Below are 18,031 nucleotides of genomic sequence, written 5' to 3'. Positions count from 1 at the left end.
TCATGAGGTGGATATTTTTACTTTTTTTATTAGTTTCTACTACTTTATTTTCACAAGAAGTTACCGTTTACGATGCGGAAACAGGTAAGGTAATTGAAGCTGTAGCAGTTTTTAATAAAGACAAGAGCAAATCTGGTGTTACCAATGAAAATGGTAAAGTAGATCTTACTATGTTTTCAAATGAAGTTATTTACTTCTCACACGTTTCTTATGCCGAATTTTCAAGCAAAAAGTCTGTAATTTTACTTAACAACAATGAAGTTTTTTTGTCTAAAGAATCAGAACAATTAGACGAAGTTGTAGTTTCAGTGTTTAAGAATAAGGCAAAAACAAAAAGAATAGCAGAACAAATAGAAGTAATTAAAGCCAGAGAAATACAAAAAATAGCAGCACAAAGTTCAGCTGATGTGTTGGCGAATGTACCAGGAATTCGAGTGCAACGATCACAGTTTGGAGGAGGAAGTCCAGTATTAAGAGGTATGGAAAGTAATCGTGTGCTTTTAGTTGTTGATGGTGTTCGAATGAATAATGCAATTTACAGAAAAGGACATTTACAAAATTCAATTACGGTTGCACCAAGTATGTTAGATAGAACTGAAGTTGTTTTTGGTCCAACCTCAGTTACTTATGGCTCCGATGCTTTAGGTGGTGTAATACATTACTACACCAAAACACCAAAACTATCTAAAAATAAAGAAGTAAAAAGCAACTTTTTTTCTCGTTTTTCTACGGTGAATAACGAAATTACAAATCAGGCTTCTGTAGAGTTACAATTTCCTAAATGGGGAAGTTTCACAAGTGTTTCGCATAGTAATTTTGGTGATTTAAAAATGGGGGAAAATAGATCTCATGGATTTGAAGATTGGGGAAAGATTACATATTTTTCTGAAAATGTAGGAAGTCGTTTTGTGTCAACTCCAACGTTAAATTCAGATCCAAATCTTCAAAGAAACACAGGATATAATCAAACAGATATTCTTCAAAAGTTTTATGTACCACTTTCTAAAAGTACAGATCTTAAGATAAATATTCAGTATTCAACATCTTCTGATGTGCCTCGATTTGATAGATTAACAGAACTTACTGATGAAGCTGATCCAGCTACATTAAAGTTCGCAGAATGGTATTATGGTCCGCAAAATCGTTTGTTAATTTCACCTCAATTAGAGATCAACCCGAAAAAAAAATGGATGAAAAGTGGTGTGTTTACATTAGCTTATCAAAATATAAAAGAAAGCAGAATTCAAAGGAAATTTGGAAGTTTACAAAGATCTTACAGAGAAGAAGAGGTTGATATTTTTAGCTTAAATGGTGATTTTGCTGTTCCGTTAGCAAAACACAGAGATTTAGGGTATGGATTTGAAGTTGCTTACAACGATGTAAATTCTAATTCTTTTGGAAAAGAACTAGATGTAGTTAACAATGAGATTATTGGATTTAACGGTGATTTTGCTGTACAATCTCGTTATGCAGACGGCGGAAGTAGTTATTTAAGTTCAGCATTATATGTAGATTACAGACAAGATATATCTAAAAGATCAACATTAAACTCTGGTATTCGTTTAACAAATACGCAACTTAGAGCCAAATGGGTAGATGATGCATTTATCACATTACCAGATAATGACATTAGCTTAAGTAATACAGCAGTAACCTTCAGTGTAGGTTATGTTCATAAACCAGCGGAAAATTGGAAATTAAATGCTGTGATTTCTTCTGGATTTAGATCTCCTAATATCGATGATGTTGGAAAAGTAAGAGAAAAAGGAGGAAATGTAACTGTGCCAAATGTGAATTTAAGACCAGAACACGCTTACAGTGGAGAAATAGGTTTGGAAAAGTACTTTAATGATAGAAAATTTAAGATTGGAGCCAATGTGTATTACACTTTATTAACGAATTATATTTATCGTGATGACTTTATCTTAAATGGTCAATCAACAATTAGATTTGATGGTGTAGATGGGAATAATATTGTAGCAAATGTAAATAGAGATAATGCTTATGTAACTGGTTTTACAATGAATTATCAAGGAAAGTTGTTTAAAAACTGGACAACTACAGGTTCTATAACATATACAAAAGGAAGAACTTTTGATACAGATCAACCAATGTCTTCAATTCCTCCATTATTTGGAAATTTTGATGTGAACTATGTTACTAAAAAAGTAGAAGCAGGAGTGAATTTCCGTTTCAATGCTAAAAAAGATATTGATGATTTTAATATTGATGAAGGAATCGATAATCATGAACAAACTCCAATAGTAGATATAAATGCATCAGAGGAAACTGAAAGGTATTTTGGTTCTCCAAGTTGGCAAACTTTAAGTGCTTTTGCGAGATATAACTTAAGTAATAATTTTAGTTTGCAGGCAAGAGTAGATAATATTTTTGATGAGCATTATCGCGAATTTGCATCTGGAGTTTCAGCTCCTGGAAGAAACCTTTCAGTGAGTTTATTTGCTAATTTTTAATATTAATTATGATCAACATATTTAAAATAGTAAGTTTTTTAGAAGGAATTTCGTACATCCTCTTACTATTTATAGCTTCTCCTATAAAATACATTTACGAAAATGAAACTTATGTAAAAATGTTAGGAATGCCACATGGAATTCTATTTATTGGATATATAGCTTTGGCAGTTTTACTAAAGGTTGAATTAAAATGGACTAACAAAGAGTTTGCAAAAGTTTGTTTGTTAGCTATTATTCCTTTCGGAACATTTTTTGTTGGAAAGTATTTGACTAAAAAAGAAGATTAATCGGGTAAATAACCATATTCAATTAACTCTTCTTTTTGAGAAATTCTTCTTAAGTTTCCGTTATCTAACAATTGTATTTCACTAGATATTTCTATAATACTAGAGTAGTCGTGATCGGTTACGATGATCCCTTTATATTTAGAGTTTTCTTGAATTAATTTTTTAATAAAATCTCTATTAATAGGGGACACTCCTTTAAAAGGTTCGTCTAGTAAAACGAATTTAGAATTAGCGTTAAAATTCATTGAATATCATTAATCAAATAAACTAATTCCAAACAGGAAACGATTTTCTTTAACTCCATTAAAGTTAGATTGTACAAAATCAAATCGTAAAAAACGCCATTTACCCCATCCAATATTGTCTAAACCAATAGAGTATTCAGAATAAGGTTTTCTTCCTCCAGAGAAGTATCCTTTAGCTCCAATAACTGTATGGAAATTCAATTTATTAATCAAAGGAATTTTATTTAGTAAAAAACCTTTAAAGTTATGCTGTACATGCATTTCAGCATAACTATCATTGGTGCTAAAATCATAATAAGGCATGATAAAAAAGCTACTTAAACGATCGGAAGGCGCTAAATCTATCTCATTAGCTAAAGGATGGTAGAAATCCATAAAAGGAATGTTTTTTTGCTCTAAAAATATTCCACCTCTAAGATTGTAGTCAAAGTCACCCAAATTACCTAAAGAAAGATATTGTGTTAGCCTTGAAAAAAGAAGATCAGAGTGGAATTCTGAATTTTCAGATCCAAATGTTTTTCTATATCCTAAAGTTAATGTTGGAAAGGCATTATTTCTTACTGTGAAACGAGAATCTGGATAACTAATATATTTACTTCCAAAGTTGATTGTTGTAGCTATTTGAGTTTTAATAATTCGATGTTTTGTAAAAGAGGCAGTATTGGAAATCGGATTTATAGGGTTATTAGCCTCAAAAGTTCCGTCTCTATTAAAGAAAGAGTAATCTGTAGTATTTACTACTGGTCTTCTATCTGCATATTCTGCACTAGAAAAGAATTGAATTCCAGGATATAATTCTTGAGAAAAAGAAACAGAAGCAAAAGACTTTGAGAAAAACTTGGCAAAGTTTTCCTTGAACATAAGTGAGTAAATTGTGTTGTTTAAATTACTTACAGGATTTCTTTCATCAAATTGACTCAATTTATTACCAGCAGAAATAGATAGTCGAGGTTTATCTATATTATTCCATTTTTTATAAAAACTAACGACAGGACGAAATTTTTCATCTGAAAAACCATAATTTATAGATCCGCTTAAACTCCATACATTTCCCTTGTCATTCACTCTTTTATAATAAGACAATTCAGGATTAAAATTAAATCCTTGTACTGTATTAAATCGAATACTTTCTATAAAACCATTAAAGTTTAACGACCATTTATCGTAGCTATTACGGTAAGTATAGCCTAAGATAGGAGATAGTATTTTCAATTTATTACTTCTTGTATCAACAGAATCTAAATATTTTTTCGATTTACGAACCACCTTAATACTATCTTTAACTACATAGTCTTTTTGTTCTTCTAAAGTTAAAGGAACACTTCTTAACTCATTCCAGTATACAGAATCTTTTTTAGTAGCATTATCATTAAAAGAAAGAATTTCTTTTCCAAAAGTTTCAGTGTTGAATTCTGGTGAGAAATTATAATTGGAGTAGGATGCAGAAAAGCGTCCATCAATATTAAATCCTAAAAAGCCAACTTTAAAATCTATAGTTTGTAATAATAATGCCCAAATACCAGATTTAGGTTCGTAGTTATAATTTTGTTTAATATGTAAAACATCAATAGCCGGATTGTTAATTTGTGCACCAGTAATCGTTAAATCTGCTCCATAAATAGCCCAATCATCTTCAACAATATAAATATGACCACCAAAAACTCGATCGTTTTCTCTTCTAGGAATAATTTTAATTTTACTAATTAGTTTTCCATTTTCATCATAAAATGTACCTATTAATTTAAATTTATAATAACTAAAGGTGTAATTAGATATTGGTGAGAAAATATCAGTATCAGCAACAGGTACTAAATTTTTATAAAGATTAAAGTTAACATCTGCAGCTCTATTGAAGGAAATTCCATTGTCTTGTCCACTTACCTTAGATGCGACAATAACTTCTTTAAAGTTTTTAGGTCTTTTTTGATACCAAATTTTTGAAATAGTTTCAGAAAGATAAATAATTCCACTACGTGTAGAATCTAATCCACCACCTAAATCTCCAATTTCTTGACCTAATATCTTTTTAGGTGCATTTTTAATTTTAAATAAACCTCGTGAATAAAAGTCTGCTTTGTATTTACCCGATTTATTGGTGTTTTTTTCTTTGCTTGCAATCACTTTTCTAATGATAACATTAGCAGGGTTTTCTGTTGAAGAAACTGTTACTTCTTCCAGTAACTTTTCTTCTTCAGCCATTTTAATATTCAGTTCAAAAGGAAATTGATTAATAGTAACTTCTTTTTTTACAGTTTTAAAACCTAAAAATTGAAATACAACTGTTTGTTTTCCTTTTTTTGAAGTAGGTAACTCATAAAAACCATTGTCATTAGTTGTTGTTCCTTTTAAAGAATTTTCTAAATAAATACTTACAAATGGTAAAGGCTCATTGTTTTTGTTGACTACTTTACCTCTAATTTGTGCAGAGCTAAAAAATGAAGTTAAAAAGAAAAGAACTAAAGTAAAGTTTTTCATAATCAATAGTTTGGTTTTTATGTGGCAAACATAATTGAATTATTTATGAAATATTATTTAGGAAATGTTAAAGAATGTATTGAAAGTAAAATGAGTACAACAGTAATATTGACGATTTACTATTGTACTCAATTAAACAAGGGACTATTAATACAACTATTTACTGCTGGCTTTTTATATTATTACTTAATATCGTTAACTATTATTAATTAAATTAATTAGAAGTACTAAGGGACATGTAAAACAAATAAAATATCTGTTGTATATGACTTATTTTTAAGTTACGAAAAGAACCTAAATGAGTAAGTAAGCTTCAAGGAGCGAAATAAAATTTTTCATAATAGGGGATATTAAGCTTTAAAGTCTAAGCTAAAATTGCATTCATTCAAATATAAAAAATAAAAATCTAAAAATCAATCATTTACGATTAATTTTTTTTCTTTTCATCTTTCTTTTTCTTCTTTTTGCCAAATAAACCACCTAAAACATCTTTTACAGCATTTACTGTATTATCTTTTTTATTATCAGTAGCAGAAGCTTTATTGTTTTTATTTCCTAATAAACCACCGACTGCTTTGTCTAATAGTTTGTTTTTTTGTTTTTGAACCAATTGAGTAGTTAAATTACTAACAGCCGATTTTAAATCTGTTTTTACCGATGGGTTAGTAAAGCTTCCTGAAAAGTTTGCTGTAACAGGAACTTTCACGTTTTGGTCTTTACTGTCTAGTTTACCAAGTAAATTACTAACTTCACTTCCTAAGTATTTTGCAGGAACATTAAAAGTAGCGTTATAATCCATTAATTGATCAAAACCATGGCTACCTCCAACTTGAATGTCAATATCTTTATATTTTAGGTTGAAAGGTTTTACATTCACTTTTCCATTATCAAAAGATAAATTAGTTTTAATGTCTTTTAAGTTCAGTTGTTTTAAATCTACGAATCCTAAGTTTTGATCTAATAAGCTTAAAGCTTTGGAGTTTTTAGGTTCTACATTTGTTGCTAATACTTCCGCTAAAGCTTTACCAGTCATAGAAGTTAAATTAGGTGTAAAATCATCATTAAGATTTCCAGATAAATTTAAATTGGTGTTTAATTTTCCTTGTAAAACATCGGCAATTGGAGAAAGCATTTTAAATAGTTCAATGTTTTTAAATGATTCACTGATGTTAAAAGACTTAATTCCCATATCCATATCAAATACAGGCTGTTCTTTTTGAGTATTTACAGCTCCGTTTAAGGCTATAGTTCCACCAAACATATTTCCATTTACATTTTGTAATGTAGCTTTTTCATCTTTTATAATTAACTTTCCTTGAACATTAGAAAGTTTTAAATTATCGTAATAAACTTCTTTTGCAGAAGCGTTAACAACACAATCTAAAAATGCTGGAATTTTAAGTTTTTCTTTAGGTTGTCCTTCTTTATTTTCAGGAGTTTCTTTTTTAGGTGTTTCACTGGTTTCAGTTTCAGCAACCATAAAATCACTAACCTTAAAAGAGTTAGAGTTTAAGTTAAAGTTTCCTTGTAAATTTTTATCTGAAAGTAAAAAACCTAGTAAATTATTAATTGTACCAGTGGCATTTAAATCACTTGTGCCAGTAACGGCATTAAATTTTGTTAATGATATTTTTTTAGGGGCAAAATCAACTTTTGCTGCATTAATTTGTATTGGGTTCGCAACTTGTTCTCCGCTAAATAAAAAGTCTTTAATTTCTAAATTACCACTATTTTTTATGCGTTGGTATTTATTATTTTGAACAGCATCAATATCGAAGCTAGAAGTTAAATTTGCTGTTATAATTCCGCTTAAATCGTTTTTAAGCTCTAAAGGATATACTTTATCAATATGACTTAAATCAATTTTTCCATTAACAGTAGAGTTGATATACGGATTCTTAGTTAAATTACTCACTTTAGCATTTCCACTAAACTCATTTTCATCAATCTTGAAAGCTAACTTCTGCAGATTAACATAAGTATCATCTACATTTCCAGTAGTGTTTTTAATTTGAGTGTTTATGCGAATGTTTTTTACGCTTTTTGGTAAACTAGGATATTTGAATGAAGCGTTGTTAGAGGCAATCGTTACATCTATTTTAGGAATAGTTGTTTCTGTAACTTTTCCATCCACTTTACCAATAATACTAAAATCACCAGTAGTTTTTACATCAGAAATATTCTTAGCATATTCTTCTGGAATTAAAGCTAAAAAGTTTTTAAAGTCAGAAGACGGAGTTTTAAAATTCACATGAACTTCTTGGCTATTATCTTTATTTAATTGAACAAATCCATCAAAAATTAAAGGAAGTTGATTGATATGTGCTTCGTTTTTTAAGAATGAATATTTAGAGTTTTTTAAATCTAAAGCTAGAACTGCATTCAGATCTAAATGTTGATTCTTAACTAACGCTTTTCCGTCTTTTTCAAAAAGAATATTAGTAGTTGTTTTTGTATCAAGTTCTGTTGTTTTTTGAGAAAAATCCCCACTTCCAGAATGATTGAAATCAGATAAAACGACATCCATTTTTCCTTTGTCGTCGTGGTATCTTAAAGTTGCATTGGTAATTGCATATTCTTTTAATGATAAACTAAAGTTACTGGTTTCTCCGGTAGCTTCTTCAGTTTTTTCTTCTACTGCTTTAGACGCGTCTTTTTTCGCAATGTCATAATTTGCATTTCCTTGTTCATCAATATGAATTTTTACTAAAGAATTATCAATAGTAAACGAGTTTATATTTAACTGACTGTTAGAAGATTTAAAAACCTCAGTAAGTTTAAGTTTAATTTTTACAGATTCGCTGTAAAGTAATGTATCACCTTCAAAAGGTTTAAAGTTGGTAACCAAAACATCTTTTAATTCTACAGAAGCTTTAGGAAAGTTTTTAAGTAGGCTCAAATTAGCATCCGCGAATTCAACTTTAGCATTTACATTATTGTTAATTGTTTCTTTTATAAGAGCAACAATTTTATCTTGAAACATGAAAGGAATTGCCGCTAGCGCAACAATGATTACGACTAATGTTATGACTACAATTTTGACAATTTTTTTCATGATACTTATTTTTTATTACAACGATTTATATTGGGGTTTATTGGATTTACATTTAGTAAATCTAACAACAAAGTTAAAAGTTATGAGTAATTTTGTAGTTAATAAAAAGTTTAATTTTTGAAAAAAACTGCAGAATATTCTCAATTCATAAAAAAAGAAGCTAAAAGGCTGGGTTTCATGTCTTGTGGTATAGCTAAAGCAGATTTTTTAGAGGAAGAAGCTCCGCGTTTAGAAACTTGGTTAAAAAATGGTTTTCATGGAGAAATGCATTACATGGAAAATCATTTTGATAAACGTTTAGATCCTAGACTTTTGGTAGAGGGAGCAAAATCAGTGATTTCATTATCGTATAATTATTTTCCAGAGGAAGTTCAGAATTCTGATTCGTATAAATTAGCAAAATATGCTTATGGAGAAGATTACCATCATGTTATTAAAAATAAACTTTTTGAATTATTAGAATCTTTACGAGAAGAAATAGGAGAGATTAATGGCCGTTGTTTCGTTGATTCTGCTCCCGTAATGGAACGTTCTTGGGCAGAAAAAGCGGGTTTAGGTTGGAATGGAAAACATACTTTATTAATTCAAAAACAACAAGGATCTTTTTTCTTTTTAGCAGAGTTAATTATTGATTTAGAATTAGAATACGATCACCCTTTTGAAACAGATCATTGTGGGAAATGTACACGATGTATAGATGCTTGTCCGACAGATGCAATATTGCCAAATAATCAAATAGATGGTAGCAAATGTATTTCGTACTTAACGATTGAGCTGCGTGATAATATTCCGAGTCAGTTTAAAGAAAATATGGAAGATTGGATGTTTGGTTGTGATATTTGTCAAGATGTTTGTCCTTGGAATCGTTTTTCAAAACCTCATAGCGAACCATTATTCAATCCAAAAGAAAATTTATTAGGATTAGAAAAAAGAGATTGGGAAGAACTAACTCAAGAAACGTTTAGTAAGGTTTTTAAAAAATCTGCAGTTAAAAGAGCAAAATTCAAAGGCTTAACAAGTACTATAGATTTTATAAAAAAAACTACACCGTAAGAAAGTTAACTTAAGGTGTAGTTCACACAAATCAACAATCAACTCATTTCGTATTCAGTTACAAAAAACCAGTTGAGTCCCTTTTTAAATATATTTTCTCTTTTTGCTATGGCATTTCTTTTCTTTTGTTTCGCAACTTCTTCTTCAAATAAATCGAGAACAAATTCATCATAACTTTTGCCTATTTCTTCGTTTAAATATGCATTAAAGTATAATTCGCTTGCCTTTTCTCCTTTTAATTTTTCTATTTCCACTAGTGTTTTATAAATAGGTTCTATTTTTTCAATAACGCTATTTGGCACTGCTTTTCTTCTGCCAGTATAACCTGTAATTTCATTTTTTTCATTTCTATCTATAATGAAATCGGTAATTACCCAATAGTATTTTCCAGATTTAGTTCTGTTTTTCACAATAGCATGAAAGTTTTTTCCATCTTTTAAAGCTTTCCATAAAACTTTAAAAGCAACTTTAGGCATATCAGGATGTCTTATAATGTTATGAGGTTCTCCAATAAGTTCAACTTTGCTATATTCAGAAGCTTCACAAAAAACATCATTTACGTATAATATCGTTCCAAAAGCATCTGTTTTACTAACAATGGTTTTTTCTTTATTCCATTGTACTTCTTCGTTTACTGTTTGCTGAGTCGGGGGGATGTGATTCATAGTATTAGTATTTATTGTTTGATAACAAAAATCATAAGATAGATAATGAGAAAGAATGATATTTATCATGTTTCCTTTAAAATGATACATTTTAACTATTTTAGGAGAAACTAATTTGAATCTGAATTTACAGGTATGCAGAAGAAATATATTGCAGCTTTTGATCAAGGTACGACAAGTACAAGAACTATAATTTTTAATACTGATGGAGAGATTGTTGGTATTGGACAAAAAGAACTAACACAACATTATCCAAAATCAGGATGGGTAGAACATAATCCTATCGATATTTATAATGATCAGTTAGAAACATTTAAAGAAGCAATAAAAAAATCGAATATAAATCCTGCAGAACTTGTAGCGGTTGGAATTACAAACCAAAGAGAAACAACTGTGGTTTGGGATAAAGAAACTGGCGAACCTGTTTATAATGCAATTGTTTGGTTAGATAAAAGAACTAAAGCGATTTGCGAAGAATTAAAAGCTAAAGATTTGTCTTCTTACATTCAGGAAAATACGGGACTGATTATCGATTCTTATTTTTCTGGAACAAAACTAAAATGGATTTTAGATAATGTTGAAGGTGTAAAAGAAAAAGCAGATCAAGGTAAATTATGTTTTGGTACGATCGATAGTTGGTTGATTTATAAATTTACCAATGGAGAAAAACACTTAACAGATCATACCAATGCATCTCGAACAATGTTGTATAACATTAAAGATTTGTCTTGGGATGAAACTATTTTAAATGCTTTAGATATTCCGAAATCATTGTTGCCAAGTGTTCAGCAATCTTCTTCTGATTTTGGTAGTATTAATTTTGAAGATGAACAAATTCCTATCTATGGAGTTGCTGGTGATCAACAAGCTTCATTATTTGGTCAAGGCGGATTTAAATCTGGTATTGCAAAAAATACTTATGGAACCGGCTGCTTTATCTTATTAAACATCGGGAGGAAGCAAGTTGTTTCTAATAACGGATTATTAACGACTTTAACTTGTACTTTAGAAAATGAACCTACGAAATATGCTTTAGAAGGAAGTGTATTTGTTGGTGGTGCTTCTATTCAATGGCTACGAGATCGTATGAAAATTATAGATAAAGCTTCCGATACAGAAGCGATTTGTAATAGTATTCCGTCATTGAAAGATGTTTATGTGGTTCCTGCATTTGCTGGTCTTGGAGCACCGTATTGGGATCAAGAAGCAAAAGGAAGTATTTACGGAATGACCTTAGATACTGGTAGAAATGAAATCATAAAAGCAACTGTTGAATCTTTAGCTTATCAAACAAAAGATGTAATTAATGCAATGATTACCGATAGCAGTAAAGAAATGATTACGCTAAAAGTTGATGGTGGAGCTAGTGCGAATAATTACTTAATGCAATTTCAGTCTGATATTCTAAATGTTGAAGTAGATCGACCAAAAATGATTGAAGTTACTGCTTTTGGAGCTGCTTTATTAGCTGGAATTAAATCTGGAGTTTGGACATTAAATGATATCGATACCATACGGAAAGTTGATACGGTTTTTCAAACAAAAATGACTCCGAAAGCCAGAAAAAAGAAATACAAAGGATGGCTTAAAGCAATTGAAAAAACACAAACAAAAGGAAAAAAGAAAAAGCAAAAACCAATTCGTTTTTCAGTTCTAGATAGAGAACGACAGCTAAAAAAAATGAAATCTACAGTTTTTGATTTAATCATTATTGGTGGAGGAGTCACTGGAGCTGGAATCGCATTAGACGCTTCATCTAGAGGAATGAAAGTGTGTTTGATTGAAAAGAATGATTTTGCTTCAGGTACAAGTAATAAATCAACGAAACTGATTCATGGTGGTTTACGTTATTTGAAACAATTGGAAATTGGTTTAGTTAGAGAATCGGGAACAGAACGCGCTATTGTGCATCAATTAGCTCCGCATTTAGTAATTCCAGAGAAAATGTTATTGCCTTTAATTGAAGGTGGGACTTATGGTAAAATGATGACTGCAATCGGATTAAAAGTCTATGATTTATTAGCAAATGTTGATGGTGATGATCGCAGAAGAATGTTAGATAAAAAACAAACTTTAGAAAAAGAGCCGCTTTTAGATGAAAGTATCACTTTAGGTAGTGGTTATTATGCAGAATATAGAACCGACGATGCTAGACTAACAGTAGAAATTTTAAAGAAAGCAACAGAATTTGGAGCCACAATTGTGAATTATTGCGAAATGGAATCGTTTGTTTACAATAGTGAATCAAAGATTGAAAGTTTAAACTGTATAGATCACAATACTGGTAAAACATTAAATATTAAAGCAAATAATTATGTGTCTGCTGCTGGTCCTTGGGTAGATACATTACGTAGAAAAGACAATTCACTAAATAATAAACACCTGCATTTAACCAAAGGTGTGCATATTGTATTTCCGTTAGAGAAATTACCAATTAAACAATCTATTTATTTCGATGTTCCAGATGGACGAATGGTTTTTGCAATTCCAAGAGGTCGTTGCACATACGTAGGAACAACAGATACAAATTATGCTGGTGATTTAGATAGAGTAGTGGCGACTGCTGCTGATGCTGAATATTTGTTAAGTGCGATTAATAATATGTTTCCAAAAATTCATTTAACAATAGATGATATTGAATCAAATTGGGCAGGATTACGTCCTTTAATTCACGAAGAGGAAAAAGATCCGTCAGATTTATCAAGAAAAGACGAGATTTTTGTTTCAGATACAGGTCTGATTTCTATCGCAGGAGGAAAATTAACAGGGTATCGAAAAATGGCACATCGAGTAATTGATGCTGTTTTAAAAACGATGAGTGAAAAACGTAGAAGATCAGTTAAAAAATCAGAAACAGAACATATTTCATTAGTGAACCCGTCAATGTCTTCTTCGGAAGAAGTTCAGGCTTACGAAAAAGAATTAGAAACGAATTTGGCGAACTTAGGAATTGATGATGAAGATTATGCTTGGTATTTGGCTACAAATTTTGGGAAGAATGCAAGTAAGATTTTAGAACGTTTTTCTTTTTATTTATCAGGAACAATCGAAGAGCGTTTTATTCGAGCAGAACTCTGGTACTGTATTCATTTTGAAATGGTAAATGGATTAGCGGATTTCTTTGTAAGAAGAACAGGAAGGTTATATTTTGATATTCATAGCATCTTTAAATACAAAGATTTAGTGCTGAAAGATTGTGTTAAAACATTAGATTGGGATCGTAAACGAGTTGAGCACGAAAAGCAAATTTTACAAATGCTTTTAGATGATGCAACAACGTATTATGAAACAGAATTTAAATCATAAAGAATATATTTAAAATGAAATACCCGATTGCTAAAAGAGTAGGTTTACTTTTAGGTCCTGTTTTCTTTTTGATTATTAATGTTTTGCCTTTTGAACTTGTTTCTAATAGTGGAGATAAAGTTATTAGTGTTGCACTTTGGATGATTACATGGTGGATTACAGAAGCAGTTTCAATTTCTGTAACTGCATTACTTCCTTTGCTTTTATTTCCTTTGTTGAAAGTTATGTCGATGAATGAAGTTGGTTCCAATTATGGAAGTCCGATTATATTTTTATTCTTCGGAGGATTTGTAATGGCCTTAGCTTTAGAGAAAGTGAATTTACATAAACGCATTGCGTTATCCATTATTAAATTAACAGGAACAACCCCCAAAAAAGTGGTGTTAGGTTTTATGATTGCTACTGGATTGTTAAGTATGTGGATTAGCAATACGGCTAGTACAGTTGTTATGTTACCAATAGCTTTATCGGTAATTCAATTGTTAATAGATGATGAAGATGGTTTTACAAAAGACGATAAGAATTTTGCAGTTTCAGTAATGTTAGGAATTGCTTTTTCAGCAAATGCTGGAGGAATAGCAACAATTATAGGGACGCCACCTAATTCTGTTTTAATAGGTTTTTTAGAAAATGAGTATAATATAGAAATCTCTTTTTTAGAGTGGATGACTATCGGTCTTCCATTTTCTCTAATAATGATTTCAGTTGTGTATTTGGTGTTGGTAGAGTTAATGTATCCAAATAAAAATTTAAAATTTAAGGCTTCTCAAGAAGTAATTCATACAGAATTAAAAAAGCTTGGAAAAATATCAAAAAGAGAGAAGTTTGTCTTGTTAGTTTTTGCTTGTGCTATTTTTTTATGGATTTTCAGAGCTTTAATTAATAAAGTCTTTCCGGAATTAAAGCTTACAGATACAATGATTAGTGTTTTTGCTGCATTAGCAATTTTTGCGGTTCCGTTTAACTTCAAAAAAGGAGATTTCATACTAAATTGGAAAGATACCGAGAAGCTTTCTTGGGGAATATTAATATTATTTGGAGGAGGTTTAGCGTTAGCTAAAGGAATGTCCAGTAGCGGAATTGTAGATCAGGTTTCTAGTGCAATTGCATCGTATAATTTGGGTGTGTTTTTAACGGGTTCCATTTTAATATTCTTAATGTTATTTATGACGGAGTTAATGAGTAATGTCGCCTTAGTTGCAGTTTTAGCTCCAGTAGTTGCAGGAATAGCTTTAGGGTTAAATATTCCAATAGTAAACTTGTTGGTTCCTGTAACGATAGCAAGTAGTTGTGCTTTTATGTTACCAATGGCAACACCGCCGAATGCAATTGTATTTGCAAGTGGTTATGTAAAAGTAAAAGACATGATGAAAACTGGTTTAATTTTAAATTGCTTAGCTGTTTTATTACTGATAGTTATCTTCAAATACATCTTACCAATTTTACTTTAACGTATATTTTTTGAATCTAACCTCAAAAGTTATAACAAAACACCTATATTTAATTTTTAAATAATCAACTAAAAGAGTTTATGAGTCAATCACGTAAAAGACGAGAAGCACTATTGTATCATGCTAAGCCTAAGCCAGGTAAAATATCAGTAGTGCCAACGAAGAAGTATGCAACTCAACACGACTTATCATTAGCGTATTCCCCTGGTGTAGCAGAACCATGTTTAGAAATCGCAAAAAATAAAGACAACGTATATAAATATACTACTAAAGGAAATTTAGTAGCAGTAATATCAAACGGAACAGCAGTTTTAGGATTAGGAGACATTGGTCCAGAAGCTTCTAAACCAGTTATGGAAGGTAAAGGTCTGCTATTTAAGATTTTTGCAGATATTGATGTTTTTGATATCGAAGTGGATACTACAGATGTAGATAAGTTTATAGAAACTGTAAAAGCTATTGCTCCAACTTTTGGAGGAATAAATCTTGAAGATATTAAAGCACCAGAAGCTTTTGAAATCGAGAGACGTTTAAAAGAGGAATTAGATATTCCTGTTATGCACGATGATCAACACGGAACAGCTATTATTTCTACCGCTGCATTAAAAAATGCTTTAGAAATCAATGGGAAAAACATAGCAGATGTTAAGATTGTAGTTAACGGAGCAGGAGCTGCGGCTATTTCTTGTACACGTTTATATTTAGCTTTAGGAGCAAAACGTGAAAACGTTGTAATGTGTGATAGTAAAGGTGTAATTAGAAAAGATAGAGGAAATCTTACGACACAAAAAGAGGAGTTTGCTACAGATAGAGATTTAAATACATTAGAAGAAGCAATGAATAATGCTGATGTATTTATTGGTTTATCTAAAGGAAATGTAGTAAGTCCAGAAATGTTATTGTCTATGGGCAAAAATCCTATTGTTTTTGCTATGGCGAATCCTGAACCAGAAATCGATTACGATTTGGCAGTAGCTACAAGAGATGATATTATTATGGCAACTGGTCGATCAGATAATCCAAATCAGGTGAATAATGTACTTGGTTTCCCATTCATATTTAGAGGAGCTTTAGATGTTAGAGCAACAAAGATTAATGAAGAAATGAAAATGGCTGCGGTACATGCATTAGCAGATTTAGCTAAGAAATCTGTGCCAGAGCAAGTAAATATTGTTTACGACGAGGTAAGTCTTTCTTTCGGAAAAGAGTATATTATTCCAAAACCATTTGATCCAAGATTAATCTATGAAATTCCACCAGCAATTGCTAAAGCAGCAATAGAAAGTGGTGTTGCAAAAGAACCAATTGAAGATTGGGAAAGGTATAGAAATGAATTAATGGATCGTTCAGGTTCAGGAAGTAAAGAAGTAAGAATTTTACATAACAGAGCAAGAACAAATCCTAAGCGTGTTGTTTTTGCTGAAGCAGATCATTTAGATGTGTTGAAAGCGGCACAAAGAGTGTATGATGAAAAATTAGGTCATCCTATTCTTTTAGGAAATAAGGAGATTATTCTAGAATTGAAAGAAGAGCTTGGTTTCGATGCAGATGTGCCAATTATAGATCCTAAAACTCCAGAAGAAGTTGAAAGAACAAAACGCTTTGGAAAGCTGTTTTGGGAAAAACGTCAACGTAAAGGAATGACTTTACTAGAAGCCGAAAAATGGATGCGTCAACGTAATTATTTTGCTTCTATGATGGTAAACGAAGGAGAAGCAGATGCATTGGTAACAGGATATTCAAGACCTTATTCTTCTGTTGTGAAGCCTATTTTAGAGTTAGTAGAGAGAGATAAAGGAGTACAAAAAATAGCAGCAACAAATTTAATGTTAACGAAGCAAGGACCAATGTTCTTAGCTGATACAACAATAAATATAAATCCTTCAGCCAAAGAACTAGCCAAAATAACACGCTACACGAGTATATTGGCAAGAATGTTTGGTATGAAACCGAAAGTAGCAATGCTAGGTTTTTCAAACTTCGGATCAACAAAATCTGAAACGTCTGTGAAAATAAGAGAAGCAGTTGCTTATATGCATGAAAATTATCCTGATTTAATTGTAGATGGAGAATTGCAAGCTGATTTCGCATTAAATGCTGAAATGCTTACTAAAGAATTTTCGTTTTCTAAATTGAATGGTCAAAAAGTTAATGTTTTAATTTTTCCAAACTTAGAATCTGCAAATATTACGTATAAATTAATGAAAGAAGTAAATGGAGTAGAATCTATTGGTCCGATTTTATTAGGTTTAAGTAAGCCAGTTCACGTGTTACAACTAGGTGCAAGCGTAGATGAAATGGTAAATATGGCTGCTGTAGCAATTGTAGATGCACAAGAGCGAGAAAAGGTAAAAAACAATAATTGTTAAGTAGGATATTACTGGTTTTACAGAAATAAAAAATTTATTACTTTAGGCGTCTGTTAAAAGAGAACAATGATTACACAAATAAAAGGAAGACTTGTTGAAAAAAATCCTACTTATGTAGTTGTTGACTGTAATGGGTTAGGATATTTACTCCATATCTCATTAAATACTTTCTCTGCTCTCCCCACAGATGAAAATGTATTGTTATATACGCATTTATCAATACGAGAAGACGCTCACACACTTTTTGGTTTTATTAACAAAGTAGAACGAGAAGTGTTTAAGCTGTTAATTTCAGTTTCTGGTGTTGGCCCAAGTATAGCGAGAACTATGTTGTCTTCAATGACAGCTGAAGAAGTACAGCAAGCTATAGCATCAGAAAATGTAAGCCTAATACAATCCGTTAAAGGAATTGGGGCAAAAACAGCGCAGCGTGTTATCATTGATTTGAAACAAAAGATATTAAAGACATTTGATATTGATGAAGTTTCAGTAGTTGAAAACAATACAAACAAAGAAGAAGCGTTATCTGCATTAGAGGTTTTAGGCTTTGCACGAAAACAAGCAGGTAAAGTTATAAACGATATTTTAAAAGAATTGCCGTCTGCTAGTGTAGAAGAGCTAATTAAGAAGGCACTAAAAAATTTGTAA

The 18,031-nt window shown here is 30.9% G+C and carries 11 protein-coding genes; 7 read left to right on the top strand and 4 right to left on the bottom strand.

Features of this window, described 5'->3' with window-relative positions:
- Nucleotides 1-2 precede the first annotated feature (2 nt).
- Both AQ1685_RS19250 and AQ1685_RS19245 read left to right on the top strand, forming a co-directional pair.
- On the top strand, nt 3-2,474 hold the full coding sequence (locus tag AQ1685_RS19250; protein ID WP_095074765.1) for a TonB-dependent receptor: 2,472 nt from the start codon (nt 3-5) through the stop codon (nt 2,472-2,474).
- Nucleotides 2,475-2,482: 8 nt separating this feature from the next.
- Nucleotides 2,483-2,764, top strand: a complete 282-nt coding sequence (locus AQ1685_RS19245) for a DUF3817 domain-containing protein (protein ID WP_095074764.1) — start codon at nt 2,483-2,485, stop codon at nt 2,762-2,764.
- Here the strand turns inward: AQ1685_RS19245 and AQ1685_RS19240 are convergent.
- The 3 genes from AQ1685_RS19240 to AQ1685_RS19230 all read right to left on the bottom strand — a co-directional run bounded on the left by AQ1685_RS19240 (nt 2,761) and on the right by AQ1685_RS19230 (nt 8,539).
- A complete protein-coding gene (locus AQ1685_RS19240) occupies nt 2,761-3,009 on the bottom strand; it encodes a hypothetical protein (protein ID WP_095074763.1) in 249 nt (82 codons plus the stop codon). The two genes, AQ1685_RS19245 and AQ1685_RS19240, sit on opposite strands and share 4 nt — an antisense overlap.
- Nucleotides 3,010-3,018: 9 nt before the next feature.
- Nucleotides 3,019-5,484 carry a DUF5686 and carboxypeptidase regulatory-like domain-containing protein gene (locus tag AQ1685_RS19235; protein ID WP_095074762.1) on the bottom strand — a complete coding sequence of 822 codons (2,466 nt, stop codon included), beginning with the start codon at nt 5,482-5,484 and terminating at the stop codon, nt 3,019-3,021.
- 427 nt (nt 5,485-5,911) lie between these two features.
- Nucleotides 5,912-8,539, bottom strand: a complete 2,628-nt coding sequence (locus AQ1685_RS19230; protein ID WP_095074761.1) for an AsmA-like C-terminal region-containing protein — start codon at nt 8,537-8,539, stop codon at nt 5,912-5,914.
- Nucleotides 8,540-8,656: 117 nt separating this feature from the next.
- Here AQ1685_RS19230 and queG point away from each other — a divergent pair, with 117 nt between their 5' ends.
- The gene (queG, locus tag AQ1685_RS19225) at nt 8,657-9,592 is read left to right on the top strand and encodes a tRNA epoxyqueuosine(34) reductase QueG (RefSeq protein ID WP_095074760.1); all 936 of its coding nucleotides are present in this window, start codon (nt 8,657-8,659) and stop codon (nt 9,590-9,592) included.
- Nucleotides 9,593-9,630: 38 nt separating this feature from the next.
- Here queG and AQ1685_RS19220 read toward each other — a convergent pair whose 3' ends face one another.
- Nucleotides 9,631-10,257 carry a PAS domain-containing protein gene (locus AQ1685_RS19220; RefSeq protein WP_095074759.1) on the bottom strand — a complete coding sequence of 209 codons (627 nt, stop codon included), beginning with the start codon at nt 10,255-10,257 and terminating at the stop codon, nt 9,631-9,633.
- 135 nt (nt 10,258-10,392) lie between these two features.
- Here AQ1685_RS19220 and glpK point away from each other — a divergent pair, with 135 nt between their 5' ends.
- The 4 genes from glpK to ruvA all read left to right on the top strand — a co-directional run bounded on the left by glpK (nt 10,393) and on the right by ruvA (nt 18,031).
- Nucleotides 10,393-13,563, top strand: coding sequence for a glycerol kinase GlpK (glpK, locus tag AQ1685_RS19215; protein ID WP_095074758.1), 3,171 nt, complete (start codon nt 10,393-10,395; stop codon nt 13,561-13,563).
- Nucleotides 13,564-13,577: 14 nt separating this feature from the next.
- Nucleotides 13,578-15,014: an SLC13 family permease gene (locus AQ1685_RS19210; RefSeq protein WP_095074757.1), complete on the top strand. Its 1,437-nt coding sequence runs from the start codon at nt 13,578-13,580 to the stop codon at nt 15,012-15,014.
- Between the two features lie 80 nt (nt 15,015-15,094).
- A complete protein-coding gene (locus AQ1685_RS19205; protein ID WP_095074756.1) occupies nt 15,095-17,383 on the top strand; it encodes an NADP-dependent malic enzyme in 2,289 nt (762 codons plus the stop codon).
- 66 nt (nt 17,384-17,449) lie between these two features.
- The gene (gene ruvA / locus AQ1685_RS19200; protein ID WP_095074755.1) at nt 17,450-18,031 is read left to right on the top strand and encodes a Holliday junction branch migration protein RuvA; all 582 of its coding nucleotides are present in this window, start codon (nt 17,450-17,452) and stop codon (nt 18,029-18,031) included.

It is taken from the genome of Tenacibaculum jejuense, assembly GCF_900198195.1.
GTDB lineage: Bacteria > Bacteroidota > Bacteroidia > Flavobacteriales > Flavobacteriaceae > Polaribacter > Polaribacter jejuensis.
This window is presented reverse-complemented; position numbering and strand designations above follow the sequence as displayed.

Excerpts from the sequence above, each read along its gene's own strand:
- glpK (WP_095074758.1), top strand. The coding sequence starts at position 10,393 with ATGCAGAAGAAATATATTGCAGCTTTTGATCAAGGTACGACAAGTACA.
- AQ1685_RS19220 (WP_095074759.1), bottom strand. The coding sequence starts at position 10,257 with ATGAATCACATCCCCCCGACTCAGCAAACAGTAAACGAAGAAGTACAA.
- AQ1685_RS19245 (WP_095074764.1), top strand. The coding sequence starts at position 2,483 with ATGATCAACATATTTAAAATAGTAAGTTTTTTAGAAGGAATTTCGTAC.
- AQ1685_RS19250 (WP_095074765.1), top strand. The coding sequence starts at position 3 with ATGAGGTGGATATTTTTACTTTTTTTATTAGTTTCTACTACTTTATTT.
- AQ1685_RS19205 (WP_095074756.1), top strand. The coding sequence starts at position 15,095 with ATGAGTCAATCACGTAAAAGACGAGAAGCACTATTGTATCATGCTAAG.
- AQ1685_RS19210 (WP_095074757.1), top strand. The coding sequence starts at position 13,578 with ATGAAATACCCGATTGCTAAAAGAGTAGGTTTACTTTTAGGTCCTGTT.
- ruvA (WP_095074755.1), top strand. The coding sequence starts at position 17,450 with ATGATTACACAAATAAAAGGAAGACTTGTTGAAAAAAATCCTACTTAT.
- AQ1685_RS19240 (WP_095074763.1), bottom strand. The coding sequence starts at position 3,009 with ATGAATTTTAACGCTAATTCTAAATTCGTTTTACTAGACGAACCTTTT.
- AQ1685_RS19235 (WP_095074762.1), bottom strand. The coding sequence starts at position 5,484 with ATGAAAAACTTTACTTTAGTTCTTTTCTTTTTAACTTCATTTTTTAGC.
- AQ1685_RS19230 (WP_095074761.1), bottom strand. The coding sequence starts at position 8,539 with ATGAAAAAAATTGTCAAAATTGTAGTCATAACATTAGTCGTAATCATT.